This is a genomic window from Haloarcula rubra (genome assembly GCF_019599465.1).
In the GTDB taxonomy this organism is placed as follows: Archaea; Halobacteriota; Halobacteria; order Halobacteriales; family Haloarculaceae; genus Haloarcula; species Haloarcula rubra.
In genome coordinates, this window is sequence record NZ_RKLR01000019.1 from 15,650 (window position 1) to 39,255 (window position 23,606).

Below are 23,606 nucleotides of genomic sequence, written 5' to 3' on the forward strand. Positions count from 1 at the left end.
GTCGTGGCCGCACCCTCCACAACGGAAGATGCACGCACTGAGACAGCCGCAAGACGGGCATTCGACAGTGTGTCTCATCAGTCGTCACCTCCCGTCGGCGCTCGGACATGCCAGAGCCGGCCATCGTTCTCGATGATGTAGTCCTCGAGGTCTTCCGACAGCGTCTCCAGAGCGTCGCGGGCCTCGTTGCCCGTGATGTCGCACTCGATGGCAACGTCCTCGGTCTTCCAGTAGCTGTACTCGGGGACGTTCTGCCCGAACCACTCAGCGACGCGCTGGTAGGCAGTCAGGCTGGTGTCAGTGGTTAGTTCGGGGCCGTCGCCATCGAGCAGTTGCTCTTCGGCAGGGTCCGTCGTCCGTGGGACGTACTCACCGGGGTGATCGTTGCGGTTGTGGTGGCCTTCGACCTGCGTCTCGCGCCTGAATGGGCCCTGACCACAGAAACCACACCAGAAGCGAACGTCCTCCTCGTCGGGCTCATCGAGTCCGGAGTCACTGCCACCGAGGACGTCGTTGATTGCTTCGTCCAACTCGTCGTCAGACTCGTCGCTAGCGTCCGTTTCGTCCTCCGTGGTGCCGGCCGATGCGGGGTCCTCGGTTTCGTCGTCGCCGGCGCGTCGGACGGCCCAGATCGCGGCCTCGCCGTCGTCGGCCTTGTCGGTCTTCTCGGCCTCGTACTCGTCGAGGCCCTTCAGCGCATGCGGGATGGCGCGACCGTCTTCGTCGACGGCGTCGCCGATCTCCCCACACGTTGTTTCAAGTGTTCCGCCGTCGCCCTCGATCTCTCGGTGCAGGTACGCCGCGACCTTCTCCTCAGTCGTCGGGTCGTCAGCGTCCTCAAGCACAGGCACGTCCGCGACACTGGTTGACTGAGTCTCGTCTCCTGACTCAGACTCGTCGGGCGTAGTTTCGTCGACGGCGGCCTCGACGTCAGCGTCGGTCGCTTCGTCGGTGTCGTCGGGTTCGGCGCCGTCGTTTTCGCTGTAATCGACGTCGTCCTCGCGGCCGATATCGACGTCGCCGACCACATCGCTCACCACAAGCAATGCGGACACATCGGCGACGACCAGCCCATCGGCGGGCTCGAGATCGAAGTAGCGCGTCTCCTCGATCGCGTCGAGGTCCACGCCGAGCGTGCGCAGGGGCGTCCGGAGTCGGATATCTGCGCCGGCGTCGGTGTGGGTCAGCGAGTACGTGTCGACGTTGTTGACCTCGTCAGCCGGCCGAAACGCGATGCGGCCGGCATCCTGGTCGATGAGGACCTGGACACCGTCGACGTCCTCGAAGTGCCGGTCGATGGCGGTCGCATTGAGGTAGCCGTTGCCGTCCTGGTAGACGGTCAGGCGCGGGTCGGCCCGCCGCGTCGACTGTTTCCGGACGACCTCGAAGCCGTCGGTCTCGGAACTCATGCGAGACCACCATCCAGGAAGTGGTTGTGGACGTCGTCGAGCGGGACCAGCTCCGGAGCGCCGCGGGCCTCCACCAGCGTCTCGATGATGTCGCCGCTCACCTGCGCTGCATGAGCGGTCGCGGTATCGCGGACGGGCACCCGCTGGTACAGCCCGACCGTGTCACCCGCCCGAACGAGGATGTCCGTGCCGTGGTCATCCGCAGACGGCCAGCGACCGACCACGTCAGGACAGCGGTCGAGTGCGCGCCGGTAGTCGGTCCAGTTCGGACTCGCCTCGCGGTCGTCGACGTAGGCGTTGAGAACCCGTGCGACCGCCGCGTCCTCGATACCGTCGAGGTAGTCCAGCAGCGCGTTCGCGACCGGGTCGTTGGGCGCGAGGTCGCGACTGGCGCCGTCGTCGGCGACCGTCATGCAGCATCACCCACCTGGTCGGGGTCCGCTCGGTCCAGCTCTCTCGCGAGGCCGCGAAGCGTGTTCGTGTTCCGCGCTTCGCGGGTGACCGGCTCGTCGAACGCGTGCCCGCAACTGTAACACTTGTAGTCCTCGTCGACGTCGGCGCTGTCGACCCGATCCTCGTGAATGAGCTTGTGGAGTTTCGACGTCGAATCGCACGCCGGACAGGCCTGCACGGTGTCGCTCATGCCGACCCCTCCCCGTGGGAGTAGATGCTGATTTGGCCCGACTCGACGACAGCGTGAGCGCCGGCCTTCTCGAAGGCGCCCTGCTCGATGATGTCCTCGTCGACGGCGAACGACTGTGCCGACTCGACGGGCTGGCCGCACTCCGGACAGAAGTTCGCCGAGACGTCGATAGCGTCCGCCATCACTCCCACCTCCAGCGCTTGACCGTCGCGGACTCGTCCACCTCGATGTACCCCTCGTCACTCCCCCACTCGCCGATCGCGACGCGTCGGTCGTCCGTTTCGACCGAGAGCACGTCGTAGTCGTACGGGTCGCGCTCGTAGGCCGCCATCTCGGCGTCGCGACTATCGTCGCTCGGGGCCTGCATCAGAGCTCACCCCCGAGGCTGTCGACGATGGTCGCGCGTCGGTCAGCGTCGCGACGGAGCAGGCGCTTGCCCGTCTCGGTCAGCTCGTAGAGGTTGGTCCGGTTGTCGAGTTCGCCCTTCTTGATGTAGCCGGCGTCGACGAGCTGGTCGAGGTTCGGATACAGTCGTCCGTGATTGACTTCGTCACCGTAGTACGCCTCGAGCGCGCGTTTGATGCCGAGGCCGTACTCGCTCTGGCCGTCTTCGCGGGCGAGCAGGTACAATATCGTCCACTGGAAGCGGGTGAGTTCGCCGTCATCGACAGCGGGCTCGACGTCTTTGACGTAATCGCCCTTCTGGTCGGCGGCCGCCATCACGCATCACCTCCCTCGGCGACCACCGGGATGCCTGCGTCGTCGGGACCGTCACGGAGATGTCCCGCTGCCGTCGCAAGGTCATCCACTTCGTCGTCTTCGAGTGCCGGTTCTGCGGCAGTGATGACGCCCTCGATGAGCATCGCGGCTTCGGCGTCGGTCAGCTGACCGCCGTCGGTGACCGTCTCGGGCTCGGTCAGCCCCTCGGGGTCTTTCTCGAGGTCGTAGTCCTCGGTCAGGTCGTACGTCGCGACGATGGTCGCTTCCCCATCGTGGACATCGACGTCGAGGTCGTCGCTAGCGAGCTGACGGCCCGCGCGCTCGAGTTCGTCTGCGAGGCAGCGGAACTTGCTCGCGAGGCGATGGTGTGGTTCAGGTTCGGTACGCTGTTCGGTATCGTTTTGAGTGTCGTCTGCGTTTGACATCGTGGTCTCGGGTCGTTCGTGTATCTAGCGGGCGATGCGGGGCTGCCCTGCACGCGCGGACCGTGACTTGGTACCTTGGGGTCCGTGTGTGCAGACAGGCTCACGAGCACCGAGACAAGTATCCAGATACGTGCCAGTAGGACCGGACTACCGCGTTTAGCAGGTGTATAGTAACACCCTGTGGCTGTATGCTGGGACATGTGGTCTCGGTTCTTCCGGCCTGTTTGGGCAGGCCGGTTTCGGTCAGTTCGTGAGCGGTGCTGGCGTCTCGTCAGTTAGCCGTCTGCTCGTCGTTTTCCGGCTCGTAATCCGTCTCCTCGGCTAGCAAGGCCTCGGCAGCATTCCGGTAAAACTCACTCTTGCTACCGTATCCGACGTAGTCTTCGACGGCTTCGTCGAGCTCGTCGGGGAGACGGAGTGTCACTCTCGCCATGCGTATTACCGTCCTACCGACTGACTAATAAATCTTGTCGTGCCGTATGACGATATGACGGGACTAATGGGTAAACGGCTTTTAATCACATGGTCATACTGTAAGACATGGGTGATGATGAGGACGTTCGTATCACGTTCAGAATCAGCGAAGATAAGAAGAATCGGTGGCAGCGTCTGATAGATCTGCACAACGCACTGGCCGATAGCGACGATAAGCTCACGATGAGTGATCTGTTGCAGGAGTCTGTTGAAGAGTCCATAACAGACCTTGAGGACGAACTCCAGGAGGAGGTTGGAGCGATAGAGGAGTTCCTCGAGGGAAATCCGAAGGTCCCGCCGACGACCGCTGACTGAAGCCACCGTCATTACGCGTCCTCCGCGAATCTGACAGCAGCGTAGGGGATCGTCTCTCCAGTCTTTTCGTCGACTATTTCCCAGTGCTCAGCACTCTCGACTTGCATGATGCTCCAGCGGCCTTGCTGCTCCATCGAACGGCGACAACTCGGGCACCAGAGGTGCGAGTTGGTCCGGTCCCATGTCGTGTGTCCGTTCGGACACCGCCACCGATAGGGCTCATCTTCACGGTCTATCACCACTTCGTCGTGCGCGTCGGCTAGCGCCGACCCGTCGGCCATGATTGCTGACACGGTACATCTCAGGATGACGAGAGGTGGGGGTATAGTCCTTTTTCTGGGAACCATAGTGGAAGTAAAAATGTGCGGATTGTGGCGTTTGCGCCGGGTTTCTGGCAGGCACACGGCCGTCTCGAACACCCGTGTGGAAGTGAAAGTAAACGCAGAATTTAGCAAAAGGGTACATAAAATGTAGTATTAATTCCGGAACTGGGTGGGCCGACCATCGCTAACCAACACCGGCGGCGTGCACCCCCGAATGTTGGTTAGCCCCTGCAGCATGGGGAAAGACTGTTTGTGCGAGCCTGACACGTACTTGATATGGTGGAAATCACTCTTCGGAACGTAGTTGGGTACTTATTCGGCTTAGCTGCGATCCTCGCAGGCCTCGTCTTCGCGTTCGTGAGTGTGGCATCCGGTGTGGCACTCATCATCGCTGGGGCAGTGGCGCTACCAGTCATCCGCCGCAGCCTCGACACGCGGCTAGACGTCAGCTTCTCGGCGGCGGCCGTCGTCGGGCTGGTCGTGCTCCTGACAGTGGCGTCGATGGGGATGTTCGTCGCTGCGGCGCTAGATGGGTCTGGGCAGTCGGGCCCGACTGGGGCCGGCAGCGATGTCTCGAACGTTTCAGTGACTGCGCAAGATGCTGACCCACCAGCCACACAGAGCCTCAACGTCGTCTGGAATGCTCGTGCCCAGTCCGCGGTGGACCCAACGCCAGACGATTCCTTGTCGTACGACGCTGAAGAGGGGCAGAAGTATCTGGTCGTCAGGATGCAGTTAACGAACAACGCCTCGAGCTCTATCGACCTGACGCCGACACTGTTTCGCGCACTGTCTGATGGCGTTGAATACGAGTACCAGGCACTTTTCGGCAGTACGTCAGGTGATCTTCGAGGCGTGACGTTGAGAGAGGGCGCCACGTTTGATGGCTGGGTAGCCTTCTCGATCCCGGAGGATACCACCTCCGTAGAGCTGATCGTCCATCAGGATGCGTACTACAATGAGCGGACGGCAGTACAGTTCGAAAAAGACGCGTCGATGCCGGTGAACGTCAGTGCGTAGTCACTGCTTGTGGATGTCGTAGTACCACTCGCTGCGGACGTCCGCCTGTGAGCAGTCCGGCAGGTGATTGATGTACTCCGGCGCTGCGGCCGACTGGCCGCACTCGTCGCACTCGACCTCGCCCGTCGGCTCTCCCAGCTTGAACCCGTCGACGTCGACGGGCGTGTCGCTCCTGATCAGGGTGAACAGCGTATCAGGGTCGGCGAACGAGCGCTTGCTGGGTCTGTTCATTGTAGGTCCACCTCCGGACCGCCGCTGCGACGGTACGCGAGCAGGAGCGTGCGTCCGATGAGCGGGAGTGGGATGTAGACCCCGACGGCAGCTCGCGACAACGGCAACATCTCGAAGTGGGCCCAGTCGACGAGCCCTTCCCCGTACTGCATCTTAGACATCGGCCGCCTCCCCCTCACGCTCGATCGTGAGGACGTCGACCGGCTCGCGCCCCTCGGTGCGCCACTGACAGCCAGTCCAGACTTCGGTGTAGCGCCACATCCCGCCGTCGGCGGCTCTGGGCTCAAGCCGCAGCCGACGGTGCGGGCCCGTCGTCGGTTGGTACGTGACAGACAGCCGGTCGTGGACAGCTGCCGACGCGTCATCGTCCTCGAGGACCGCTCCGCCATCGGGCCGCGGCCCGCCGTCGATAGCCTGGATGGCTTCCTCGCAGTGTTCGACGGCAGCCTGTGCCCGATGCCACTGTGGGGTATCGGGTTTGAGGTCCTCGCGAGCTAGCCGGGCCTGCTTGCGCGCTTCGCGCAGGCGCTGTTCGGGGCTGCCGAGTGCGGGTTCGTCGCTGTCGTCCGTCATCGCGACCCCCCGTTATCGATGTGTAGATGCTCAGACATCAGCACTCACCTCGCCGGCCTCGAACTCGTCGAAGTCTGGAAACCTGTCACCGTCTTCCGAGCGCTGGTCGAGATCGTCGACGACTAGCCACGGCGCCGGCGCGTCGACGCGACCGCGGACGATATCGACTGCCCACTGGTGCTTGCAGCGGTCGTTGCCTTCGAGGTGGTACTCGACGTCGGGGCAGAGGTGCTGACCCTCGGTCGGGATGGCGAGGTACGTATCGCACCACGTCACGACCTGGAACAGGCCTGCATCCTCGTCGTGTTCGATCGCGACGACGTCCTCGAACGCGCCGATAACGCGCTGGACTTCGTCGGCCATCAGAGCACCTCCAGCGCGCCGACGCGCTCGGCTTCCGTCGTGTGGGTCTGCAGCCACTCGCGAGCTTCCTGTTTCGCGCCGTCGATGGTCGTCTGTTCCCAGTGGCCCTCTTCGACCCACTGGTCGCCGTCCTGAATGAGCGTCGCACACACTTCGGCGACCGCTTCAACGGCTCGCTGCCGAGCAACCCAGCCGAGCGTCCCTTCGGCCTCTTCGATCGGTTCGAGATGGTCAACGTCCTCGCCGAGGTAGCTGACTCGCAGGTCCGCAGCGGCGTCGGCCATCGCAGCCGCGTCGCACAGGCGAGCTAGCTGGTCGTCCTCGCCGAGGTCGTCCCAGACCTTGTTGTGGAGCGGTGCCTCGTCGAACTCGTCAGCGAACCGCTCGGCGAAGTCAGACTGCATCTGCTTCGAGGCAGGCGACCGGCGCGTCATCAGTTGTCCACCTCGTAGAGGTCGCGGATCAGCGAGCGGTACGCGTCGCGACGTTCGGCGTCGACCTCGTCGCCGGCGCCGGCGGGTCGGGTGATGATGCTCGCCCAGTCCTCGCGCGGCGTGATGCTGCTGCCTGACCGCTCGGCCTGAGACTCGACGACGATGGCGCGGCCGCCATCCTCGGAGACGTAGAGCGTCCGGATGCCGGGACGTTCGCGGTTCGCGACGCCAGCCGCCTCACCGGCGCTGTTGGTGTCGTACTCGAGGAGGATCCCGAACCGGACCTCGACGGCGAAGAACTGCTCTTCGCCGTTGTCGGCCGTCTCGTAACCGCCTGCCTGGGCCCACGAATCGGGAATGATCATGGGGTCTTTCGCCGTATCGTTCCACTTCCAAACTCGGGTCGTGCCGGCAGTTTGATTGCCGGTGCGCGTGTGTATGCTCATGCTTCGGTTGCTCGAAGCACGGTCGAGGGCGTTGTCGCGCCCGTCGGCCGATTTCTGCGCCGAACTCCCGCGCTTCATGTTAGTACAATCTACCCCCAGTGACTTATAGCTTGTGCAATCTGCACAGTCTAATCTACAGTGCTGACAGACATGTCTTACAGAAAGGTCTAAGTGCGCACAGGTGGGATATATGCACATGGCGTCTGCACAAGCAGATCCACCAATGGACGCCGAGGACCTCACCAAGACGGATCAGGCGATACTCGATGAGCTGAAGAAAGGGCGCGCTACGAAAGGGGCGCTCGTAGACTGGACTGGGTTCTCACGGAACAGTGTGTATAATCGACTGGACGTGCTCGAAGCGGGTGAGCACATCAAGTGCGTGCATGAAGGTACGCGCCTGTTCGAGTTTGTCAGCGACCCGCGGGAGGGTGGTGATGACGTCGAAGACTGACCGCACCGGCGGCGAGATAGATTGGCCGGCGTGGGCATCGCGAACGCAACGGCGAGAGAGCACGCACAAGTACTCGACGACGCTGGCGAAGTCCATCACCCACATCGAGACCGAACTCGAGGACCGCCTCGGCGTCGACGACTGGCGGCTCTCGACGGCCGCACCCCACCGCAAGAACGACGGCCGCCCGTACGCGAACGCGAACCCGTCGGATCCCGGCGCCGTCGTCCGCTGGAGTATGGACGGCGAGCAGTACTGCATCGCCGTCGACGAGTACGACGACCTCCGGGACAACGTCCGGACCATCGGCCTCTACATCAAAGAGAAGCGGAAGATGTCGAACCGACCGGTCAAGACCGGCCAGGACGAGTTCGCGACGGCGCAGCTGCCCTCGGGGAACGAGGACGTCATCGTCGCCGGCGACGGGTCCGGTGTCGCGTCGACGGAGGCGCCGCACGAGGTGCTGGGTCTCGCCGAGGACGCCCCGGACGACGTGATCAAGGCGGCCGCTCGCCGGCTCGCAGCGAACGAGCATCCCGACAACGGCGGCGATCGCGAGGCGTACAAGCGCATCCAGCAGGCGAAGGAGGCGATGCTGGATGGCGACTGACACCGACCGCGTCGACGCCCGTTTCGATCACCAGCACACTCGGGATCTCGGCTGGTACCTGTTCACGCTGTTGCCGTCGGGGCTGGACGACTGCGTCGCCGACCACATGGTTGCCGAGGGCGTCTACGGCCGACCGCGCTACGTCGGAGGGCCACTCGATGCCGAGTGAGTGCGAGCAGTGCGGCGTCACCTCGCGCGGCGCCGTCGTCCGGGAGTTCGGCGACGAGATGCTGTGTGTCGACTGCGCGGCGCCTGGCGAGTGCAAGCGCTGTGGTGCGAAGACGTCGGAGTTGACGCTCGCCGGCGACTGGCTGTGCGGCCGGTGTCAGGACCAGCGGCAGGACCAACAGAAATGTCGTGAGGCCAGCCAGCACGGCCTCGGGAGGTTCGCCGATGGCTGACCAGGTCGAACCAGAGGTGTACGAACTCTGGAACGACGACGAGAGCAAGTTCATCTGTCCGTTCTGCGACGGGCGCGTCCTGCGAATCGCCAACCACGGCGAGTGTCTCGGCGACTGCACGGCCGTGTTCAAGCGACCCGACGAGGATTCGCTTTGGAGGGCGAAACGATGAGCGACCTCGAGGACTACGTCGACGTCCGCGAGCTGCATCCGGCCTGTGTCCTGCTGCCGTGCCGGTACGAATCGTGCGACAACGAACGCTGGGTCTGTGGGCCTGGCTCGGACCGCGAGTACACGGTCTGTCCTGACTGTGGCCCAGACGTCGAAGGCTTACGCAACACAACACGGGTGCGAGTTTGATGACACTCGACGAGCTGCGCGTGAAGTTCAAGAACGGAGAGCCAGTCGACATCAAAGCCGGTCGGGGCTATTTCGGAGACCCGGTCGCAAAAGCATCGATGCGGTCGATGGATGACGGCAAGGCGCTGGTCATGTTCGACAAGCTCGGCAGCAGAGACTTCGAGAAGATGCTGCTGGAGTTGCCGTTCGTCGACGAAGTGATCCGGCCAGACAACTCCGACGCTGACGGTGATGCATAGATGACCACTAGCGAACGCCGCGATTCGACCGAGGATCCAAAAGCTTGCTCTCGATGTGGTGTCCACACCGGCCTCGGGAACGGTGACTATTGCGACCCGTGCGCCCGCGAATACGGCTCGAAACCGCCGATGCGACGCTGCATAGGCTGTGGTCGCGACGGCCCGCAAGAGGACATGGAGACAGTGGATGTCTCTGCTCCTGACGATTACTACCCCGACATCCAGTATCTCTGTCGGGACTGCTCGGGAGGTAACGACTAGATGACTCAGACTGCAAACGGACTCTACGACAAGTACGAGGTGTACAGGGACGGCGAACCGGTCGAGGAGTGCTTCGTCCTCGAGCCTGCCGACGACCCGGCCGCTCGTGAGGCGCTGCTGTCGTACGCCAGTGCGACCGACGACGACGCACTGAGCGACGAGCTCCGGAAGTGGGCGTACGACCACATTCTCGACGACGGCGAGCTGCCACAGAGTGGTGAGTCTGATGACGAGTGAGTCCAGTCCGTCGGACCTGCTCGACCGCGTCGACGAGTCGACGGCACTCCGCGTCTACGACAGCCAGTACGAGGGCTGCTGGGACGTCAACGCTGACGAGGACCCGCGGCCGTGTCTGTCCTACTACGTCCAGACAGATTTCGGCCTCGCCTGCATCCGCTCGGCGTACGCAGACGGGTTCGGCAACGAGGCCCACCGGCTCTGCATCCCGAACCTCGGGTACATCCCCGAACGAACTCGTGAGAGCGTCGACCGGAAGAGCGCCAAGAAGACGTTCGACCTCGTCGACGCCGACGTCTTGCCCTCGCAGCGAGACCCGCACGGCGAAGATCCCGTCACCGGCCACGAGCTGCAGATCACGGGGTTCGGGTTCGACATCAAGCCGTGGGCCAAGCGCGAGTGCGCGAAGTGCGGGCTCGCCGTCGACGCGACGAAGGCTGACCAGTCACCAGACGGGTGGATCCACCAGGACTGCAACCCGTCGAACTGGGATGATGCATCGCTCGAGGCGTTCGTCGGTGGTGAGACCGCATGAACGTCGCCGACGCCGATGAGTATTGGATGTGCGATGGTTGCTTCGAGCAGTTCGATACTGCCCTCTACGAAGAGGGTGACTGCCCGCGGCCCTACTGCGACAACTCGGACAACTCCACGCTCGCCGATTTCGGAGCTGATGCGTAGATGTCCGGCCTTGATCTCGAGGGCGGCTGTCCCGGCGACGGCCCGGATGAGTGTGTCGTCTGCGGCGGCGATGCAAGTGACACGCTGGGCCGCCACTGCTCGTGCGAATGCGCGATGAAGACTGCAGGCATCCCAAAGCGTATCGGTTGGCGGTGCGACCTTTGTGGATACTCGTCTACTGGTGCGGAAGCCGCTGACGACGTCGCCCAGCATCTTATCGACCAGCACAGCGATGACCATAGAGTCTGCTCGGAAATCATCGGAGGCACTGGTCTCGCATCGGCCCATATGATCTGCTCGCGACTGACTGTCTCTCGCGAACAGGCCACGCTCCAGAGTACTGCCGATGATTAGTCAGCCAGAAGATATTTAGAGCTTCTGATAGTAGGGATACATATGGTGTGTGAGAGTACTGGGGGACCATTTGGTGATAACCTCATGTTTGAGATTGGGCAATGGTTGCTTTGCGAATCGCCCGAGTGGATAGCTGATGTACTTGCCATGTCAGCTGTGATTTTCTAAGAGAATAGCCGCATCCTCTTGATGGCAACTTTCCTCGCCGACAACGTCTAACCAACACACCCTGCCTTTCTGCCCCGGTGTTGGTTAGCAACTGTAGTTAGTCTAACTCAGCATCCTAACCTGCAAGTCTAACCTGCAAGTCTAACCGACCAGTCTAACTGGTTGGTGTGTCACGTACGTCTGACGAGTGTTTATGACGGGTTAGACTCACCAGTGAGACATGCTCGCATACACGGTCTACTCCGAGGCCGGCGGCGTCGGCAAGACGACGCTCGCCGCGTCGCTCGCGACGGCGCACGCCGACCACGGTCGCGACGTCCTCACCATCGACCTTGACCCACAGCAGGGCTCGTTGACGTACCTGCTGGGCGTCGATGCTCCTCGCAACGACGGCGATGCTGACAACATCGGCCGGCACCTCATCGACCGGCCGCTCGGCGAGTTCGACGAGCTCGTCCACGACACGGGCTACGGCTTCGACCTCATACCCAACCACGACATGCTGGAAAACCTGCCTAGCCTGCTCTCTCGAGCGGAGGAGATGGCCGAGGACCTCGGCGAGTACTTCTCGCCGAACGAACGCCTCCTGGAGGTCCTCATCGACGCCGACGTGATGACTGACTACGACACGCTGATCGTCGACCCGCCGGCGACCGCGGGCCCGCACCTCTACAACGCGATCCACGCGACGCGGTCGCTAGTCGTGCCGGTCGAGCCGACGGGCAAGGGGATGCAGTCCGTCGAGGGCCTCGAGGACGTCGTCCTCAACCTGAGCGACTCGCTCGATATCGACGTCGGCGTGCTGGCGGTGATCCCGAACGGCATCGGCTCGACGAGCGACCAGCAGAAGTACCTCGAGCGCATCCGCGACCTCGGGTTCGACGCGCCAGTCGCCATCGCTGACCGGTCGTCACTCTTCGAGGGGTGCTGGGACCAGCAGTACCCGCCGGCGTACTACACGCAGGAGGTCCGGGCGGCGTACGACTATGAGGAGGCGACGCTCGCCGAGCTGGATGAGCTCGCGACGCACATCGAGGAGGTGGCGTAGATGGGCAACGGCATGAAGTCGGGCTCCGGCGAGGATCCGTTCGCCGACGTCGACGCCGGTGACGGCGATGGCGAATCCGAAGACGAGGCCGACACAGTGAACGAGGCCCAACACGACGAGACCAGCGTCGACGACGGCGACGAGAACAGCGGAAACAGTGGTGTGTCCTCGTCGGGCTATCCGTGGCTGTTCACCCGCAACAACGCCAAGGACGGCCGCGAGATGGTCCAGTTCTTCCTCCAGCAAGACACTCAGCAGCTAGAGAGTCAGGCACAGGCCGACCTCGAGTCGCTGGTCGGCGAGGAACCACTCGTCCTGGACATCCGCGAGGCCGCCTACCAGGTCGCGCTTGATCAGCACCTTGACGACGTCGCCGACCAGCTACGCGAGTGGGGCTACGACGCCGAGTGATCGATTATTCTACTCGGCCCGGAAAACAGTCTTCGCAGGGCTCGTAGTCGGACTGTGCAAGCTCGTCTTCGTCCAAATACTCGTTTGGAGACTTGTGGCCAACCATCTGGAGAATGGAACAGTCGCCATCAGGGTCGTGGTACAAATCGCGCGAGAGGGTAACTTTCATGCTCAGAATGCGGCAGCGATTTCATTTAAATTTGGGGGAGCGTTCCAACTCTGTATAGCGCTATACGCTATATCGAACCCGACGCCCCGGCGTTTCGAGTGTTTCTCTGACGGCGCAACCCCACACTTCGAGTGCGAAAACCACCATACAGCGACGGGATACAGCGGAAACGTGGTGTCAGTTACACAAATACTGATTGTTATCTGGGGGGATGGGGGCAGTGAGACAGCGCTGCCGCTGGTCGTCGACGAGTCTTAACCAACGCACGACCGCCAGTAGTCTCGATGTAGGTTAAGAAACAGCGGAACTACTGGGGTCCGCTAACCAACACGGCCGCCGTACCGGCGCCGATGTTGGTTAGCCACTCGGGTTACTGCGGGAGGATGCCGTCCGCCGTCTTCGACGAGTCGATATCGAGCAGTGCCCACGCTTTCTCGATGCCGGGTTGGGGCTGCCAGTCAACGCCGGCGTAGTGATCACGCGGCCGCACCCACGGGTTGAGCTCGTAGTGGGCCGACACGCCGATGCCCTCCTCGTGAGACCACAGTCTGAAGTGATACTGATACTCGCTCCAGAAGCCGTCCGGACGCAACGCGTACGACCCACGCTCGTAGGCCCGGCCCTGCGAGGTCTCGTGGTACTTCAGCGTGGCCGTGTTGACGGGATAGACGTCGTCCATCGCAAGCAACTCGTAGCGGACGTCGTCGACGTCGGCGTCCCGAACGACGCCGGCGAAACACCGAGTCTGCAGGGGCTTTGAGAACATGACGTCCCGACCGAACAGGCGGCGCTCGTTGCGCTCCAGCGGCGGGAGAGCGATGCGTCTGAACGTGATGAGGTCTGGCCAGATCATGGTTACAGCTCGAAAACGGGGGGTGCGACGCCGCGCTGCCTGGCGCCGTCGCCGATGCAGTCTTGACGACGGCCGGCGGATCACCGTCCATGGATCTCCGGGCCCGCAAGGCGGATGGGTGGACGACCGTCGCGTTCGACGACGTCGAGAAAATCGAGGTCGTGACCGGCAAGACCGACGACCACCTGACACTCACCCTCATCGGCCATCGCGAGGACGCACCGAACGTCCTCGAGACCGGCATCCTCGACGTCGATCGTGAGGACGAGTCTCTCCTCGCGAACGATATCCCACGAACGGACGACGGCACGAGCTGGGTGATCGACCGACTCCGCTCCTAATCAGACGATCTTGCTGACGGCCTGCAACTGCGACCGGATGTCTTGCAGAGCGTCACTGATGGTCGACCGACTGCCCAGCAACACGGTCGGCGAGCCGGTGGACTGCTGGATGTCCCGTAACTCCACGGCCTCGCCGGCCGTCGGCAGGTCCGGGATCGTGAGCGTCTCGACGATACTCACCGTCGGCGGCAACTCGTCCAGCGTCGCCTCGGCTTCGACCAGTGGCTCGTCGACGACGCGATAGAGATAGAGCGCTGCCTGCTCACACCCCCGACTCGACGGCAGCGAGGGCACGTCCCGCACCAGCGTCTTCGGACTCGAGGGAGCGTCCGGCGCCGTATAACTGCCCGAGACCTTCCAGTTGTAGTCGACGAGCAACGACTCGCCGTCGCTGATCGCCCCGCCGGAGAGGGCGACCAACTCGCCGGGCAGCCGATTGAACTCGTAATCTTCACCCTCGACGTAGACCGTCCCATCCGTCGCTGCGACACGACCCGATCCCTCGACGACGGGGCTGTTGTCGAGCGCGACGGCGTTGCCGACGTCCGCCGTCACTGACTCCTCTTGGACGGACTTGCTCTGGCCCTTGATGACGATCTTGTCGTAGCTGCCGGAGTTGATCTTCGCCGTCTCGTAGTCGATGAGATCGGCGTCCGTCTCTTGCACACGCTGGCCGGGCTGGGTCCACTGGACGCGCAACCCGCCGATGGACTCGTCCCACGTCAGCGCGAAGATTGAATCCGAGAAGGTCGCGATGTTTTGCAGCGCCTCGAGAGCCTGCTCGTCGTACGTCTTGTTGATGAGCAACGGCGTGTCGTCGAGGTCGGCATACAGGTCGTAGAGGTCGACCTCGTGGGCTTGCTTGCGACCGGCCGGTGACGTCGACGGGTCAGTATCGAAGCCCGAGAGCCGGAAGCGAGCGCGGATCTGGGCCGTCGCAGATGTGAACGAGCCCGACACGGACGAGGAGTTGGCGGCCGTGAGCCAGTTCGACGCTTGATCGTTGCTTATCGCGACCTGCTGGTCGCCGCTCGTGTCGTTCCACGCCGACTGCAGTTCGCCGGCGACGACCGACAAGAACGTCGTCGCATCCTGCGTCTGGCGCTCGACGCCGTCGGGATGCAGGTCCGGCCCCTCGATGACGCCGTTACTGACGTTCTCTGTGAAGCCTGGCGTGTAGCGGTTGTCGTAGAACGCGACACAGTCGATGTTGAATCCTGGCTCGTCGGCGGTGCCCTGCTCAGTGACCTTGGCCGTCACCTCGTGATCGCCTGCCGACAGCGTGCTGATGTTGTCCGCGCCAACCGAGGTGTGCCACACCAGTCCGTTGGTGTCGACGTTGCGCGGATACGCGCCGACTTCGTTGCCGTCGACGAACAGCGTCACACCGTGCGAGAGGTTGTTGCTGTCGAGGTCGCCGTAGAACTCCACGCGCATCGCGACGCCGACCTGGTCGGCCGGGATTGCGTGCTCGGTGGTGAACGTGTGGCTGACCTCCGGATGCGTGTTGTTGAGCTCGTACTCGGTGATGTTGAGCATCGTCTCGTTGCTCGCGACGTCGCCGGGGGTCGACAGTTCCGAGTTGATGATGAGCTGTGTGTCGGCGTTCTCGGCCTCAACGAACCACGCCGTCTGGTCCGAGGTCAGCTTGCCATTTTCGACCAGTGTCGGGTCCGTCGACGGAACGCTCGCCAACCGGTCCTGCCACTCACTCGTCGAGTCGGCCGACTGCATTCGGTTGTCGGTCGTCACGGTCGACTGCGGGTCGTCGACGTTGCGAGCCAGTCCCGTTTGGTCGACGAGACTTCGGACGGCGACGGGCACCTCCTCCTCGACGTACTCGGCCTGGACGCGCTCTTTGAGAGCGTCGCCGCCGTTGCCCTCGAGGATGACGCGGTCGGGCCGCTCGCGCACGTTCTGAAGTTTCGTGATCGGCAAGCGCTTGCCCTCGTACCAGACGCGCATGGGCTGTTCCTCCAGTTGATCGGAGCGCAGCCAGTGGTCGGATTTGGGGACAGGAATGCGGATCTCTGGAAGGGCGTTCACCTTGTGGGGAAACTCGACGCCGTCGGCCAAGACCTGGGGCGTGAGCGGCGCCGCTGCGTTGGGGTGATCGATCTCGACGTGCCATCCGGTGGCGGGGACGCGGCGCTGCTGGACGCCGGCGCTGGTCGTGGTCGTGCTGACCGTGTTGGAGTAGGCGTCGGTGTCCTCTGTGTAGGCGTAGATGCGGTAGCGATACTCCCGCTCGGGTTGGGCGGTGTCGTCGGTGTAGGACGTCGTATTCGGCGCCAGGTCGTCCAGTGTTCGCCACGGCCCCCAGCCCGTGTCGTACTGTTTCGCGCGCTGGATCTCGAACCCGTCCTCGTTGTCCGAGTTGTCAGTCCAGGAGAGATCGACCGACGTTGTCGTGACGGCGTCGACGGAGAGCGAGGAGGCGCCGGGGAACTTCGTCGTGATCGACGTCGGCGTCGTCCACGCGCCATCGACGTGCTCGGTCTGCGTGCGGATGCGGACTTCGTACGCTTCGCCGTCTTCGAGGCCAGTGATGGTCGCACTGGAGGCAGTGTCGTCGACGGTCGGGCCGGCGAGCCACGTCGACGACGTCGTCTCGCGATACTGGACAGCGTACTCGCCGTAGTTGATGACGTCCGTCCAGTCGACGGCGATCTCGTCCTCGACGCCGTTACCGAGGTCGGGCTGTGCGACGTCCGGGAGATCGGTGGTGAACTGGACCGGCATCAGCTGTCCTCCGTTTGGGTGTGCTCAGTGTTCGCGACAACGCGAGCATCGTACTCTTCGCCGTTCCGCAGGCCGGTGATGGTCTCGGTCTCTGTCGTCCGCGAGACCGTCGCGAAGGTCGTCCACGACCCCACGTCGGTCGGCCTGTACTGGACCAGCGTGTCGCCGTAGTCGTGGTTGGCCGTCCACGAGAGGTCGACCGAGTCGGCGGTGACGTTCGACGCCGCGAGGTCGGTCGGAGCGGGCAGTAACGTGACAGCGGTGGCCGTCACTTCGTCGGCGAACCACGACGTGGACTGAGACCCGTTGCGGTACTGGACGACATACGTCTCGTTGCCCGCGATGTAGTCCTGCCCGTCGGACAGCCCGCTGAACGTGTAGCTGGTCGCGGTCGGCCCCAGCGCTGCCTCGTAGCTGGTGCCGTTCTCGGCCAGCCCGATGCGCATGTCCTGATAATCAGCGAACGCCGCGTTGTTCGTCCACGTCGCCGTGATTTCGTCTTCGACGCTGGTGTCCAGCGACCAGTCCGTCGGCGCTGCTGGGGTCGTGTACTCGTGCAGGATGTCGCTCACGACTACCCGGTCGACGGCGAAGAAGTCGCCGGAGAACATCCCGTCGTCGGTTGTCGTCCCGACGCGGATGCGGTTGTCAGTAGACAGATACGAGTCGGGGACGCGCGCGGAGACTTCGAACCAGCCCTGTTCGTTGTGCTCCCAGTAGATCCGCGCTATGTCGTCCTGCCACGCGGAGCCATCGTACCACGAGATGCCGAAGTTCTCGGTGGCGTTATCCAGCGACCCGACCGCGAACGCGCACTTGACGAACACGTCGCTCTCGCCGGAGAGGTCGCCGAGGTCCTTCTGCAGCCACGTCCCTTCGGTGTCGTCCTCGCCGGTACCGGCCCAGTAGTACGACCCCTCGTCGGGGCCGCTGATGCCGGTGTCCGAGTGGCTGCCGCCCTGCACTTGCGCACTTCCGTTGTCGTTGTTGACCGCGTCCCACGCCGACGTGTCACCGCTCTCGAAGTCGTCGCTGAAGAAGACGTTGCCGTCGTTGCCGTAATCGGCGTAGACCCACGCACTGGTCTTACCGTCCGGCCCCTCAGACCGGACCCGAAACTGATACCGAGCGTCGCTGTCCAGCCCGATGGTCTCGCCGCTGTCTTTGGGATTCCCGCCGAGCGCGTTCCACGACCCGTACCCGCTACCGCTGTCTTTCCGGTACTGGCCGTTGACCTCCGTGACGGTGTCGCTTGTCGTGGTCCAGTTGATGGCCGCCGTTGTCGCATCAGGCCGGCTAACACTCGGATTGTGCGGCGGGACCGGTGTCGTGTGGACTGTGTCGCTCTGGACCCACGTCGTGGACCCGGCGTCGTTGACGGCCCGAACGCGGAACTTAAACGACGAGTCGATGCCGACCTGTCGGCCGTAGGTGGTGTCCGACGCCGGGCCGTAGCTGTAGGTCCCGTCGCTCGTCGGGTCCGACGGACCGCCCGCTGGGTCCTCCCACGACGCGCCGTCGCGCATGATCTCCACGTCGAAGTGGTCGACCGGGCCGCCGGATGTGTCCTCGTCGAACGAGAGGTCAACCTGATCGTCCGCGACGTAGGTCGCATCGACGTTGTTCGGTGGCTCCGCCGGCTCCGTGTAGCTGATGACGACCTCGCCGTCGCCAGTGGACGCGCCGCCGACGGTCGCCTCTAACTGGGTGCCGCCGGGCACGCCACCATCGCCACCGGCCCCGCCAGCCGCCTCGTTGCCGTCCGCCTCGCCGGCGGTCCCAGCGTTGAGCCCCCCACCGCCGGCGCCGCTGATCGCGAATACGTCAGTGCCCTCGTACACGTCGGCATCGCCGCCTTGAAACCCGCTGGCCGCGCCGCCGTCGCCACCGGCCGTGAAATCGACGTCCTGCGCGTCCGGGGCCTGCCCGCCGCCGCCGGTCCCATCGCTCTCTTCTTCGACACCTTCAGATCGGACGAGGCCGTCAACGCCGCCGCCGCCAGCGATGATAGCGATGTCATCGGTCGTGCTACCGCCCTGCCGGACGTCCGACGAGCCACCGGCCCCGTAGTTGGTCCCGAAGGTGTCCGGATCGTTTTCGTACTCGGCGTAGGCCCCGCTACCGCCGTTCGGCCAGCCGCCAGAATTGTCACCACTTCCTCCCATCTCGCCGACGTAGATATACAGCGTCTCGCCCGGCGAGACGGAGAGTTCGCCCCTGACGTAGCCCCCATCTCCACCCTGTGGCTGGTCCACGTCGTATGTCCCGGACGACCCGCCGTAGCACTCGATTTCGACGGTCTGGATCCCATCAGGAACGGTCCACGTCTGCTCACTGCCCGTGTACGAAAACGTCTCCGTCGGCATTACTGCACCACCGCCCGGTTGACGAGACCCAGATCAGCGCCGGGGTCGTAGAGCTGCTCGCTCGCCGCCGGGTCGAGCAGGTCCGCCACCCTTGGCTCCGTCCCGCCCTCGCCGTCGATCTCCATCCACAGCGGGTCCGTCCACCCGCGCTTGATCGAGACGTCCAGCGGGTACTCACTGCTGCCGTCCGCAAAGACCACGCGAGCGTCGGCGCGGGCCATCCCGATGTGGCGGATGTCGATATCGGAGACACTCCACGACGAGGAACCGAGTGACTGGCTGGTCCACTCCCCGGCGCCGTCGTCCCAGCGCTCGACCGACAGCGCTGGCGACTGGTCGACGCGCAGGCGGACGAGGCCGTTGGAGATGACGCGCTCGCCCGAGTACTCGTGGGCCGTCGAGAAGACTTTTTGAAACTGCAGGACGCCATCTGCGTCGGTTCGGGAACCGACACCGCGCTCGTCCCAGACACGCACGTCGACGGGCCCCTCGTCGGCGTAGGGGATGTCGTAGACGAGCGTGGCGTTGGCGTACGGCGCCGCCTGCAGGTCGTAGATCTCGACGTCGCCGAGTTCGGCGCTGCGGGTCGTGACCAGCGACGGATCCGACGTGGATTCGGTCTCGCGGTCCAGCCACTGCACCTGTGTGGCCGTCGCTGGCACCGCGACCTCGGCGGTCGTCTCGTTACCGAACGGATGGTCGGCTTGGTTCTTGTTCAGGCGGACGACGCGGCGCTTGTTTGCGCGAGTGCCAGCCTCGACTAGCACGCCATCGAAGACCTGGAGTTTGTCCGTGCGAGGGTCGTTCCGATTTGCGGACGCTGACTGGACGGTGTAGTAGCCATCAGACGGCGTCGACTCGGAGACCGCAGCGTAGGGTACCTCATCGATCGTCGAGCTACTCGCGAGCTCCTTGAGTTCGGACACTATCTTCTCGGCGTACTGTCCGCGATATTCGAAGCGGATGTCCTTCTCACCCGGCTCTGTCGCGATAGCTTGGACCGAGCCAGTATCCGAATTGAGGAGGCCCTGGGCGGCGGTCTTCTGCCGACCTCGCCGCTTGGCGTTGGTCTGCACACTGGTCGGAGCCCTGATTACGTAGAGTTCTCTGTCGGTCATGATATCGTCTGAGAAGCGCCGTCGATAGTTTTCTCGAGCGACTGCAGCGTTACCAGTGTGATGTTCCCGCTCCACCACGAGCCGTCTTCGGCGGAGCGAGTTCCCTGTGGGCCTTCGACGGCGACGTCGAGTTCGTCGTACAGTCCGTTAGCGTGGTGCTCACCACACCGCAGTGTCGCAGGGTTTCGGGAATCGATCTCGGCGACAGCAAGATATTCCATCAGCACTTCGAGTTGGGTCATCGGCGCCGCGCCAGTCGCGTCAGTTTGACTGACCGACGAACTATCGCCGGTGTTGCCCCACTGATCGTCTGAGCCTTCCCATTGATCGAACTCGATCTCATAAAGGCGAGCACCGCCACCGAGGTCGAGATAGAACCCTTGCCGTTTGGCTTGATCTGACCCGCTCGTACTCGAGGCGACTGAGTTGACTGTCGACCCACGTCCACCGATGAGATAGCCAGTGCGGATGCTGGGTGTGATTTTGAGGTTGCCGCTCATGTGGAACTCGCCGGTCTCAGCGGTGCCGTCGCCGTCGACATCGGCTTCAACGACAAGGACAGCCTTGTTCAGGACAGTCATACACCACCCAACACGTCGGTGAACTCCTGCTCAAGTTGCTTGACCGCGTCGTCGACGACGTCGTCGCGGAAGTCGTCGAACGCACTCCGGAGCTCACGCTCAAGCTGTCCAGTCCCGAGCTGGAACTTCGGTGCGGGAAGGTCGACGTTGAAGTTGAGGCCGATGTTGCTGAGCGCATTCAGCCACGGCGGTTCCTGGATGGAGATGTTCTGGTCAAGTTGCGACAGCCACGCCGGCTGCTGCAGTGTGCCGAGGTTCTGCAGCCACGTCGGTTCCTGCAGTGTCCCAAGGTCCGATAGCCATGTCGGTTTCTGCAGGTCAAGGTTGGATAGCCACTGTGGCTTCTCGATTTGGATGTCGTCAATCTTCGATGGAAGGTTTTTGACACCTTTGACGCCTCTGTCGACCTCGTTGACGAACGACTGCGGCGCCGCATTCCGAATCTTCGACCCTGCTGCGCGGACGCCTGTTTCAAGCAGCCCTGATGGATCGTACAGGTTCTTTGCGCCGGTCGCGAGCGCCCCGAGTGGATCCTGCATCGCGTTTCGAGCGCCGCTCACCCCTTCGAATTTCTTCCGGCCTTGCAGCGCCTGTCGGCCAGCACGTCCAAACGTGCCCTGTCCCATCGCATAGCGCGCACCTCCGATACCCGCGCCGACACCAGTGAGTGCGCCACCGGCGACGGCGGCCGTGCTGAGAAGACCGCCCAGCGCACCGGCACCTCCGCTCCCGATAATCGTGGTACCCCCACCACCGCCGTCACCACCACTTACGCCGATCTTCTCGAGTTCGTCGTGGATGTCGTTGAGCTTCTCGAGTTGCGCCAGTTCGACGTTCCCCGACCCGGACAGAGCGTCGCCAGCGCCGGCGCCGCCGCCACTACCGCCACCACCCGCCCCACGGACGGCGTCGACGGCCGTCCCGATCACGCCGCCGCCGGGGATGGCCCGCTCTAGCTGCCGCTGTATCTGTCCCGTGTCGATGCTAGGGGTCAACTGCGCAGCCTTCCCTAGCCGATTCTCCATCTGCTGGGCTTCCTGTTCGAGCTGGCGGTCGTCAACTTCGGGGCGGATGACGCCGGCGAGCTCGGCTCTACGCGGCATCACTGCCCTCCCTGTTGCTGTATGTCATATGCCTGTTTGAGCAGTGCGAGGAGGTCCTCGACGTAGTAATCGTCAAGCGTGAGTCCCTGCCTCGCGAGGGTGGTCACGATCACTTGTCGATACTCCGGATCGGCGATGTATCTCAAAAATCTTCGAGCTCGAGCTTGCCGTAGCGGTTGAAGTTCCGCACCTTCTGGTGGAGGTGGTTGAACGTCGGCGTCTCGAAGGCCGTGGTCTGCAGCTCGCCCTTGGCGTCGGTCGGGGTGTCCGGCGGCACCTGCTGGACACAGACCTGCACGAGTCGGTGCTTGCTCGACTCGACGTTCGCGCGGGCGTCCTGGTCAGACTGCAGCGAGTCCGTCGCGACGAGGTCGTTCGCTCGGGCAATCTCGCCGGCGCGTGCCTTCGTGATGACGATCTCCGACCCCCCAAAGCGCTCGATGTCCGAGCGGACAAGTTCGGCGCTGTGCTCGACCTCCAGTACCGGTCGCTGCATGCCGCGGTACTCCTCTGGCGGCCACTGGACGTCCTCGTCCTCTTTCGCCTCCTCCCGTAGCTCGCGGAGGTCCTCGGCCTCGGCTTCGAGGCTCTCGACGAGACCCTCGAGGTCGACCGTCGCTGTGTCGCCGCCGGTCGCGACGCTCTTCAGATCGGCTTCGGAGTCGGTACTACTCTTGGTGTTGGTAGTTGTGTTGTCAGTCATGATGATCCTACGTCAGGGCGGCGTCGCGGTCTCGTTGGTGACGTCGACGGTGACGTTGGTCGTCGGCCGCGAGAGGTTCTCGGTGATGGCCTCCGTGGGCTGGCCGGCGCCGTCCTCGCCGTAGCTATCGGGATACGTGCCAGACAGCGAGTAGACGTGCTGGTTGATGCCCGAGCCCGCTGCCTTGCCGTTGTCGAGCGACAGTTCGGCCGAGACACTGTTCTCGATGTCTTCTTGCACGACCGTCGCCGACGCCCCGCCGTAGACGTCCTGCAGGGCCGCGGCGTCGGTCTTCAGCTTCGAGTAGTCGAGGTTGGGGGAAAACAGGCCGACGAGATAGTCTGTTGCGAAGCGCGAGCCGAACGTCTGGATGGCGCGCGAAGCCTCCCACGACAGGTCCAGCGTCGCGTTCTGGACGAGTGCCTCAGCCGAGCCGTCGCGCTTCAGCGTGGCGTCGGCGTAGTTGAGGACGTCCTCGTCGATCGTGTCCTGGCTGGTGAGTGAGACGCCGGTATCTGTGTTCTCGATGGCGTAGAACCCATCCATCGTAACGCGGCTGCCGCCATCATCGTCGACGGACGGTTCAATGCGAACGGAGCCAGTAACGCAGCCCTTCAGCGCGCGTTCGGCAGCCGTCGACGTCTCGTACCCCTCCAGAATTTGGAAGGAATCGGGATCGCCCGTGCCCAACGAGTAGGCATGGGTGTACGAGCCGTCGCCGTTGTCCGTGGTGTTGGGCGCCCCGAAGATGGACCGCAGCCACCACGGCGTCGTGAGGTCCCACGACAGGCTCCAGGCCCCCTCGAACGCGCCGGCTTTCATCGTCGCAGCGACGTCCTTGCTGAAGTTGGTGATGCGCGTGATGTTGTTCACGGCCTCGGCGGTCTCGAGCGTCCCGCCGGCGCCAGGTACAAACGGCGAGGGGCTGGACTCGGCGTTGCGGAAGTCGCTCTCCCACTGGATGTTGGTGCGAACATCTGCACCGGTTGGAACGCCGCCCATCAGCCATCACCTCCGCCGCGGATACCGG

The 23,606-nt window shown here is 63.6% G+C and carries 37 protein-coding genes; 15 read left to right on the forward strand and 22 right to left on the reverse strand.

Annotation, left to right across the window (positions count from 1 at the left end; genetic code table 11):
* Positions 1-77: 77 nt before the first annotated feature.
* The 8 genes from EGH21_RS22375 to EGH21_RS22410 all read right to left on the reverse strand — a co-directional run bounded on the left by EGH21_RS22375 (position 78) and on the right by EGH21_RS22410 (position 3,630).
* Complete coding sequence (locus EGH21_RS22375) at positions 78-1,409, reverse strand: hypothetical protein (protein WP_220620627.1); 1,332 nt, start codon at positions 1,407-1,409, stop codon at positions 78-80.
* Entirely contained in the window at positions 1,406-1,822 is a 417-nt protein-coding gene (locus EGH21_RS22380; RefSeq protein WP_220620628.1) for a hypothetical protein, read from the reverse strand. Before EGH21_RS22380 ends, EGH21_RS22375 begins: the two co-directional genes overlap by 4 nt.
* Positions 1,819-2,052, reverse strand: coding sequence for a hypothetical protein (locus EGH21_RS22385; RefSeq protein WP_220620629.1), 234 nt, complete (start codon positions 2,050-2,052; stop codon positions 1,819-1,821). The genes EGH21_RS22380 and EGH21_RS22385 overlap by 4 nt, the downstream gene beginning before the upstream one ends.
* Positions 2,049-2,234 (reverse strand): hypothetical protein, encoded by a 186-nt coding sequence (locus EGH21_RS22390; RefSeq protein ID WP_220620630.1) that lies wholly within the window; start codon positions 2,232-2,234, stop codon positions 2,049-2,051. The genes EGH21_RS22385 and EGH21_RS22390 overlap by 4 nt, the downstream gene beginning before the upstream one ends.
* Entirely contained in the window at positions 2,234-2,419 is a 186-nt protein-coding gene (locus EGH21_RS22395; protein ID WP_220620631.1) for a hypothetical protein, read from the reverse strand. Before EGH21_RS22395 ends, EGH21_RS22390 begins: the two co-directional genes overlap by 1 nt.
* A complete protein-coding gene (locus tag EGH21_RS22400) occupies positions 2,419-2,772 on the reverse strand; it encodes a PadR family transcriptional regulator (protein WP_220620632.1) in 354 nt (117 codons plus the stop codon). Before EGH21_RS22400 ends, EGH21_RS22395 begins: the two co-directional genes overlap by 1 nt.
* Positions 2,772-3,197 carry a hypothetical protein gene (locus EGH21_RS22405; RefSeq protein WP_220620633.1) on the reverse strand — a complete coding sequence of 142 codons (426 nt, stop codon included), beginning with the start codon at positions 3,195-3,197 and terminating at the stop codon, positions 2,772-2,774. Before EGH21_RS22405 ends, EGH21_RS22400 begins: the two co-directional genes overlap by 1 nt.
* 271 nt (positions 3,198-3,468) lie before the next feature.
* On the reverse strand, positions 3,469-3,630 hold the full coding sequence (locus EGH21_RS22410; protein ID WP_220620634.1) for a CopG family ribbon-helix-helix protein: 162 nt from the start codon (positions 3,628-3,630) through the stop codon (positions 3,469-3,471).
* A gap of 107 nt (positions 3,631-3,737) precedes the next feature.
* On the opposite strand from EGH21_RS22410, the gene EGH21_RS22415 reads away from it, so the two are divergent.
* Complete coding sequence (locus EGH21_RS22415; RefSeq protein WP_220620635.1) at positions 3,738-3,986, forward strand: hypothetical protein; 249 nt, start codon at positions 3,738-3,740, stop codon at positions 3,984-3,986.
* A gap of 599 nt (positions 3,987-4,585) precedes the next feature.
* Positions 4,586-5,329 (forward strand): DUF4352 domain-containing protein, encoded by a 744-nt coding sequence (locus EGH21_RS22420; RefSeq protein WP_220620636.1) that lies wholly within the window; start codon positions 4,586-4,588, stop codon positions 5,327-5,329.
* Here the strand turns inward: EGH21_RS22420 and EGH21_RS22425 are convergent, their stop codons facing one another.
* From EGH21_RS22425 to EGH21_RS22450, 6 genes are read right to left on the reverse strand one after another with little or no spacing between them, the layout of a single operon-like run.
* The gene (locus tag EGH21_RS22425; RefSeq protein ID WP_220620637.1) at positions 5,330-5,560 is read right to left on the reverse strand and encodes a hypothetical protein; all 231 of its coding nucleotides are present in this window, start codon (positions 5,558-5,560) and stop codon (positions 5,330-5,332) included.
* Positions 5,557-5,721, reverse strand: a complete 165-nt coding sequence (locus tag EGH21_RS22430) for a hypothetical protein (RefSeq protein WP_220620638.1) — start codon at positions 5,719-5,721, stop codon at positions 5,557-5,559. The genes EGH21_RS22425 and EGH21_RS22430 overlap by 4 nt, the downstream gene beginning before the upstream one ends.
* A complete protein-coding gene (locus EGH21_RS24290; protein ID WP_236035766.1) occupies positions 5,714-6,133 on the reverse strand; it encodes a hypothetical protein in 420 nt (139 codons plus the stop codon). The genes EGH21_RS22430 and EGH21_RS24290 overlap by 8 nt, the downstream gene beginning before the upstream one ends.
* A 30-nt stretch (positions 6,134-6,163) precedes the next feature.
* Complete coding sequence (locus EGH21_RS22440) at positions 6,164-6,496, reverse strand: hypothetical protein (RefSeq protein WP_220620639.1); 333 nt, start codon at positions 6,494-6,496, stop codon at positions 6,164-6,166.
* Positions 6,496-6,930 carry a hypothetical protein gene (locus EGH21_RS22445; protein WP_220620640.1) on the reverse strand — a complete coding sequence of 145 codons (435 nt, stop codon included), beginning with the start codon at positions 6,928-6,930 and terminating at the stop codon, positions 6,496-6,498. The genes EGH21_RS22440 and EGH21_RS22445 overlap by 1 nt, the downstream gene beginning before the upstream one ends.
* Positions 6,930-7,376 (reverse strand): hypothetical protein, encoded by a 447-nt coding sequence (locus tag EGH21_RS22450; protein ID WP_236035767.1) that lies wholly within the window; start codon positions 7,374-7,376, stop codon positions 6,930-6,932. The genes EGH21_RS22445 and EGH21_RS22450 overlap by 1 nt, the downstream gene beginning before the upstream one ends.
* A 223-nt stretch (positions 7,377-7,599) precedes the next feature.
* Here EGH21_RS22450 and EGH21_RS22455 point away from each other — a divergent pair, with 223 nt between their 5' ends.
* From EGH21_RS22455 to EGH21_RS22510, 12 genes are all read left to right on the forward strand, one after another.
* Positions 7,600-7,830, forward strand: coding sequence for an ArsR family transcriptional regulator (locus tag EGH21_RS22455; protein WP_236035768.1), 231 nt, complete (start codon positions 7,600-7,602; stop codon positions 7,828-7,830).
* On the forward strand, positions 7,814-8,440 hold the full coding sequence (locus EGH21_RS22460; protein ID WP_220620642.1) for a DnaJ domain-containing protein: 627 nt from the start codon (positions 7,814-7,816) through the stop codon (positions 8,438-8,440). The genes EGH21_RS22455 and EGH21_RS22460 overlap by 17 nt, the downstream gene beginning before the upstream one ends.
* Positions 8,430-8,609, forward strand: a complete 180-nt coding sequence (locus EGH21_RS22465) for a hypothetical protein (protein WP_220620643.1) — start codon at positions 8,430-8,432, stop codon at positions 8,607-8,609. The genes EGH21_RS22460 and EGH21_RS22465 overlap by 11 nt, the downstream gene beginning before the upstream one ends.
* Positions 8,599-8,841 (forward strand): zinc finger domain-containing protein, encoded by a 243-nt coding sequence (locus tag EGH21_RS22470; RefSeq protein WP_220620644.1) that lies wholly within the window; start codon positions 8,599-8,601, stop codon positions 8,839-8,841. Before EGH21_RS22465 ends, EGH21_RS22470 begins: the two co-directional genes overlap by 11 nt.
* Positions 8,834-9,013: a hypothetical protein gene (locus tag EGH21_RS22475; RefSeq protein WP_220620645.1), complete on the forward strand. Its 180-nt coding sequence runs from the start codon at positions 8,834-8,836 to the stop codon at positions 9,011-9,013. The genes EGH21_RS22470 and EGH21_RS22475 overlap by 8 nt, the downstream gene beginning before the upstream one ends.
* Complete coding sequence (locus tag EGH21_RS22480) at positions 9,010-9,201, forward strand: hypothetical protein (protein ID WP_220620646.1); 192 nt, start codon at positions 9,010-9,012, stop codon at positions 9,199-9,201. Before EGH21_RS22475 ends, EGH21_RS22480 begins: the two co-directional genes overlap by 4 nt.
* Positions 9,201-9,440 carry a hypothetical protein gene (locus EGH21_RS22485; RefSeq protein WP_220620647.1) on the forward strand — a complete coding sequence of 80 codons (240 nt, stop codon included), beginning with the start codon at positions 9,201-9,203 and terminating at the stop codon, positions 9,438-9,440. The genes EGH21_RS22480 and EGH21_RS22485 overlap by 1 nt, the downstream gene beginning before the upstream one ends.
* Positions 9,441-9,701: 261 nt before the next feature.
* The gene (locus tag EGH21_RS22490) at positions 9,702-9,938 is read left to right on the forward strand and encodes a hypothetical protein (protein WP_220620648.1); all 237 of its coding nucleotides are present in this window, start codon (positions 9,702-9,704) and stop codon (positions 9,936-9,938) included.
* Entirely contained in the window at positions 9,928-10,473 is a 546-nt protein-coding gene (locus tag EGH21_RS22495) for a hypothetical protein (RefSeq protein ID WP_220620649.1), read from the forward strand. Before EGH21_RS22490 ends, EGH21_RS22495 begins: the two co-directional genes overlap by 11 nt.
* Positions 10,470-10,619 carry a hypothetical protein gene (locus EGH21_RS22500; protein ID WP_220620650.1) on the forward strand — a complete coding sequence of 50 codons (150 nt, stop codon included), beginning with the start codon at positions 10,470-10,472 and terminating at the stop codon, positions 10,617-10,619. The genes EGH21_RS22495 and EGH21_RS22500 overlap by 4 nt, the downstream gene beginning before the upstream one ends.
* Positions 10,620-11,361: 742 nt before the next feature.
* On the forward strand, positions 11,362-12,189 hold the full coding sequence (locus tag EGH21_RS22505) for a ParA family protein (protein WP_220620651.1): 828 nt from the start codon (positions 11,362-11,364) through the stop codon (positions 12,187-12,189).
* Positions 12,190-12,600 (forward strand): DUF7970 domain-containing protein, encoded by a 411-nt coding sequence (locus tag EGH21_RS22510; protein ID WP_220620652.1) that lies wholly within the window; start codon positions 12,190-12,192, stop codon positions 12,598-12,600.
* A gap of 539 nt (positions 12,601-13,139) precedes the next feature.
* Here the strand turns inward: EGH21_RS22510 and EGH21_RS22515 are convergent.
* Positions 13,140-13,622, reverse strand: a complete 483-nt coding sequence (locus EGH21_RS22515) for a hypothetical protein (protein WP_220620653.1) — start codon at positions 13,620-13,622, stop codon at positions 13,140-13,142.
* 89 nt (positions 13,623-13,711) lie between these two features.
* Here EGH21_RS22515 and EGH21_RS22520 point away from each other — a divergent pair, with 89 nt between their 5' ends.
* Entirely contained in the window at positions 13,712-13,963 is a 252-nt protein-coding gene (locus tag EGH21_RS22520) for a hypothetical protein (RefSeq protein WP_220620654.1), read from the forward strand.
* Here the strand turns inward: EGH21_RS22520 and EGH21_RS22525 are convergent, their stop codons facing one another.
* The 7 genes from EGH21_RS22525 to EGH21_RS22555 form a co-directional block, all read right to left on the reverse strand.
* Positions 13,964-16,705: a fibronectin type III domain-containing protein gene (locus EGH21_RS22525; protein ID WP_220620655.1), complete on the reverse strand. Its 2,742-nt coding sequence runs from the start codon at positions 16,703-16,705 to the stop codon at positions 13,964-13,966. It lies immediately after the preceding gene.
* Entirely contained in the window at positions 16,705-19,071 is a 2,367-nt protein-coding gene (locus EGH21_RS22530; protein ID WP_220620656.1) for a fibronectin type III domain-containing protein, read from the reverse strand. The genes EGH21_RS22525 and EGH21_RS22530 overlap by 1 nt, the downstream gene beginning before the upstream one ends.
* Complete coding sequence (locus EGH21_RS22535) at positions 19,071-20,189, reverse strand: hypothetical protein (protein WP_220620657.1); 1,119 nt, start codon at positions 20,187-20,189, stop codon at positions 19,071-19,073. Before EGH21_RS22535 ends, EGH21_RS22530 begins: the two co-directional genes overlap by 1 nt.
* Positions 20,186-20,770 (reverse strand): hypothetical protein, encoded by a 585-nt coding sequence (locus tag EGH21_RS22540; protein WP_220620658.1) that lies wholly within the window; start codon positions 20,768-20,770, stop codon positions 20,186-20,188. The genes EGH21_RS22535 and EGH21_RS22540 overlap by 4 nt, the downstream gene beginning before the upstream one ends.
* Complete coding sequence (locus EGH21_RS22545; protein ID WP_220620659.1) at positions 20,767-21,873, reverse strand: hypothetical protein; 1,107 nt, start codon at positions 21,871-21,873, stop codon at positions 20,767-20,769. Before EGH21_RS22545 ends, EGH21_RS22540 begins: the two co-directional genes overlap by 4 nt.
* 142 nt (positions 21,874-22,015) lie before the next feature.
* On the reverse strand, positions 22,016-22,576 hold the full coding sequence (locus tag EGH21_RS22550; protein WP_220620660.1) for a hypothetical protein: 561 nt from the start codon (positions 22,574-22,576) through the stop codon (positions 22,016-22,018).
* Between the two features lie 12 nt (positions 22,577-22,588).
* Positions 22,589-23,578: a phage tail tube protein gene (locus EGH21_RS22555; RefSeq protein ID WP_220620661.1), complete on the reverse strand. Its 990-nt coding sequence runs from the start codon at positions 23,576-23,578 to the stop codon at positions 22,589-22,591.
* Between the last annotated feature and the right edge of the window lie 28 nt (positions 23,579-23,606).

Excerpts from the sequence above, each read along its gene's own strand:
- EGH21_RS22525 (WP_220620655.1), bottom strand. The coding sequence starts at position 16,705 with ATGCCGGTCCAGTTCACCACCGATCTCCCGGACGTCGCACAGCCCGAC.
- EGH21_RS22425 (WP_220620637.1), bottom strand. The coding sequence starts at position 5,560 with ATGAACAGACCCAGCAAGCGCTCGTTCGCCGACCCTGATACGCTGTTC.
- EGH21_RS22465 (WP_220620643.1), top strand. The coding sequence starts at position 8,430 with ATGGCGACTGACACCGACCGCGTCGACGCCCGTTTCGATCACCAGCAC.
- EGH21_RS22415 (WP_220620635.1), top strand. The coding sequence starts at position 3,738 with ATGGGTGATGATGAGGACGTTCGTATCACGTTCAGAATCAGCGAAGAT.
- EGH21_RS22480 (WP_220620646.1), top strand. The coding sequence starts at position 9,010 with ATGAGCGACCTCGAGGACTACGTCGACGTCCGCGAGCTGCATCCGGCC.
- EGH21_RS22520 (WP_220620654.1), top strand. The coding sequence starts at position 13,712 with ATGGATCTCCGGGCCCGCAAGGCGGATGGGTGGACGACCGTCGCGTTC.
- EGH21_RS22475 (WP_220620645.1), top strand. The coding sequence starts at position 8,834 with ATGGCTGACCAGGTCGAACCAGAGGTGTACGAACTCTGGAACGACGAC.
- EGH21_RS22510 (WP_220620652.1), top strand. The coding sequence starts at position 12,190 with ATGGGCAACGGCATGAAGTCGGGCTCCGGCGAGGATCCGTTCGCCGAC.
- EGH21_RS22540 (WP_220620658.1), bottom strand. The coding sequence starts at position 20,770 with ATGACTGTCCTGAACAAGGCTGTCCTTGTCGTTGAAGCCGATGTCGAC.
- EGH21_RS22515 (WP_220620653.1), bottom strand. The coding sequence starts at position 13,622 with ATGATCTGGCCAGACCTCATCACGTTCAGACGCATCGCTCTCCCGCCG.
- EGH21_RS22530 (WP_220620656.1), bottom strand. The coding sequence starts at position 19,071 with ATGCCGACGGAGACGTTTTCGTACACGGGCAGTGAGCAGACGTGGACC.
- EGH21_RS22440 (WP_220620639.1), bottom strand. The coding sequence starts at position 6,496 with ATGGCCGACGAAGTCCAGCGCGTTATCGGCGCGTTCGAGGACGTCGTC.
- EGH21_RS22500 (WP_220620650.1), top strand. The coding sequence starts at position 10,470 with ATGAACGTCGCCGACGCCGATGAGTATTGGATGTGCGATGGTTGCTTC.
- EGH21_RS22445 (WP_220620640.1), bottom strand. The coding sequence starts at position 6,930 with ATGACGCGCCGGTCGCCTGCCTCGAAGCAGATGCAGTCTGACTTCGCC.
- EGH21_RS22375 (WP_220620627.1), bottom strand. The coding sequence starts at position 1,409 with ATGAGTTCCGAGACCGACGGCTTCGAGGTCGTCCGGAAACAGTCGACG.
- EGH21_RS22490 (WP_220620648.1), top strand. The coding sequence starts at position 9,702 with ATGACTCAGACTGCAAACGGACTCTACGACAAGTACGAGGTGTACAGG.
- EGH21_RS22555 (WP_220620661.1), bottom strand. The coding sequence starts at position 23,578 with ATGGGCGGCGTTCCAACCGGTGCAGATGTTCGCACCAACATCCAGTGG.
- EGH21_RS22535 (WP_220620657.1), bottom strand. The coding sequence starts at position 20,189 with ATGACCGACAGAGAACTCTACGTAATCAGGGCTCCGACCAGTGTGCAG.
- EGH21_RS22420 (WP_220620636.1), top strand. The coding sequence starts at position 4,586 with ATGGTGGAAATCACTCTTCGGAACGTAGTTGGGTACTTATTCGGCTTA.
- EGH21_RS22485 (WP_220620647.1), top strand. The coding sequence starts at position 9,201 with ATGACACTCGACGAGCTGCGCGTGAAGTTCAAGAACGGAGAGCCAGTC.
- EGH21_RS22385 (WP_220620629.1), bottom strand. The coding sequence starts at position 2,052 with ATGAGCGACACCGTGCAGGCCTGTCCGGCGTGCGATTCGACGTCGAAA.
- EGH21_RS22460 (WP_220620642.1), top strand. The coding sequence starts at position 7,814 with ATGACGTCGAAGACTGACCGCACCGGCGGCGAGATAGATTGGCCGGCG.
- EGH21_RS22450 (WP_236035767.1), bottom strand. The coding sequence starts at position 7,376 with ATGAGCATACACACGCGCACCGGCAATCAAACTGCCGGCACGACCCGA.
- EGH21_RS22390 (WP_220620630.1), bottom strand. The coding sequence starts at position 2,234 with ATGGCGGACGCTATCGACGTCTCGGCGAACTTCTGTCCGGAGTGCGGC.
- EGH21_RS22430 (WP_220620638.1), bottom strand. The coding sequence starts at position 5,721 with ATGTCTAAGATGCAGTACGGGGAAGGGCTCGTCGACTGGGCCCACTTC.
- EGH21_RS22545 (WP_220620659.1), bottom strand. The coding sequence starts at position 21,873 with ATGCCGCGTAGAGCCGAGCTCGCCGGCGTCATCCGCCCCGAAGTTGAC.
- EGH21_RS22380 (WP_220620628.1), bottom strand. The coding sequence starts at position 1,822 with ATGACGGTCGCCGACGACGGCGCCAGTCGCGACCTCGCGCCCAACGAC.
- EGH21_RS22410 (WP_220620634.1), bottom strand. The coding sequence starts at position 3,630 with ATGGCGAGAGTGACACTCCGTCTCCCCGACGAGCTCGACGAAGCCGTC.
- EGH21_RS22405 (WP_220620633.1), bottom strand. The coding sequence starts at position 3,197 with ATGTCAAACGCAGACGACACTCAAAACGATACCGAACAGCGTACCGAA.
- EGH21_RS22495 (WP_220620649.1), top strand. The coding sequence starts at position 9,928 with ATGACGAGTGAGTCCAGTCCGTCGGACCTGCTCGACCGCGTCGACGAG.
- EGH21_RS22550 (WP_220620660.1), bottom strand. The coding sequence starts at position 22,576 with ATGACTGACAACACAACTACCAACACCAAGAGTAGTACCGACTCCGAA.
- EGH21_RS22470 (WP_220620644.1), top strand. The coding sequence starts at position 8,599 with ATGCCGAGTGAGTGCGAGCAGTGCGGCGTCACCTCGCGCGGCGCCGTC.
- EGH21_RS22395 (WP_220620631.1), bottom strand. The coding sequence starts at position 2,419 with ATGCAGGCCCCGAGCGACGATAGTCGCGACGCCGAGATGGCGGCCTAC.
- EGH21_RS22400 (WP_220620632.1), bottom strand. The coding sequence starts at position 2,772 with ATGGCGGCCGCCGACCAGAAGGGCGATTACGTCAAAGACGTCGAGCCC.
- EGH21_RS22505 (WP_220620651.1), top strand. The coding sequence starts at position 11,362 with ATGCTCGCATACACGGTCTACTCCGAGGCCGGCGGCGTCGGCAAGACG.
- EGH21_RS24290 (WP_236035766.1), bottom strand. The coding sequence starts at position 6,133 with ATGACGGACGACAGCGACGAACCCGCACTCGGCAGCCCCGAACAGCGC.
- EGH21_RS22455 (WP_236035768.1), top strand. The coding sequence starts at position 7,600 with ATGGACGCCGAGGACCTCACCAAGACGGATCAGGCGATACTCGATGAG.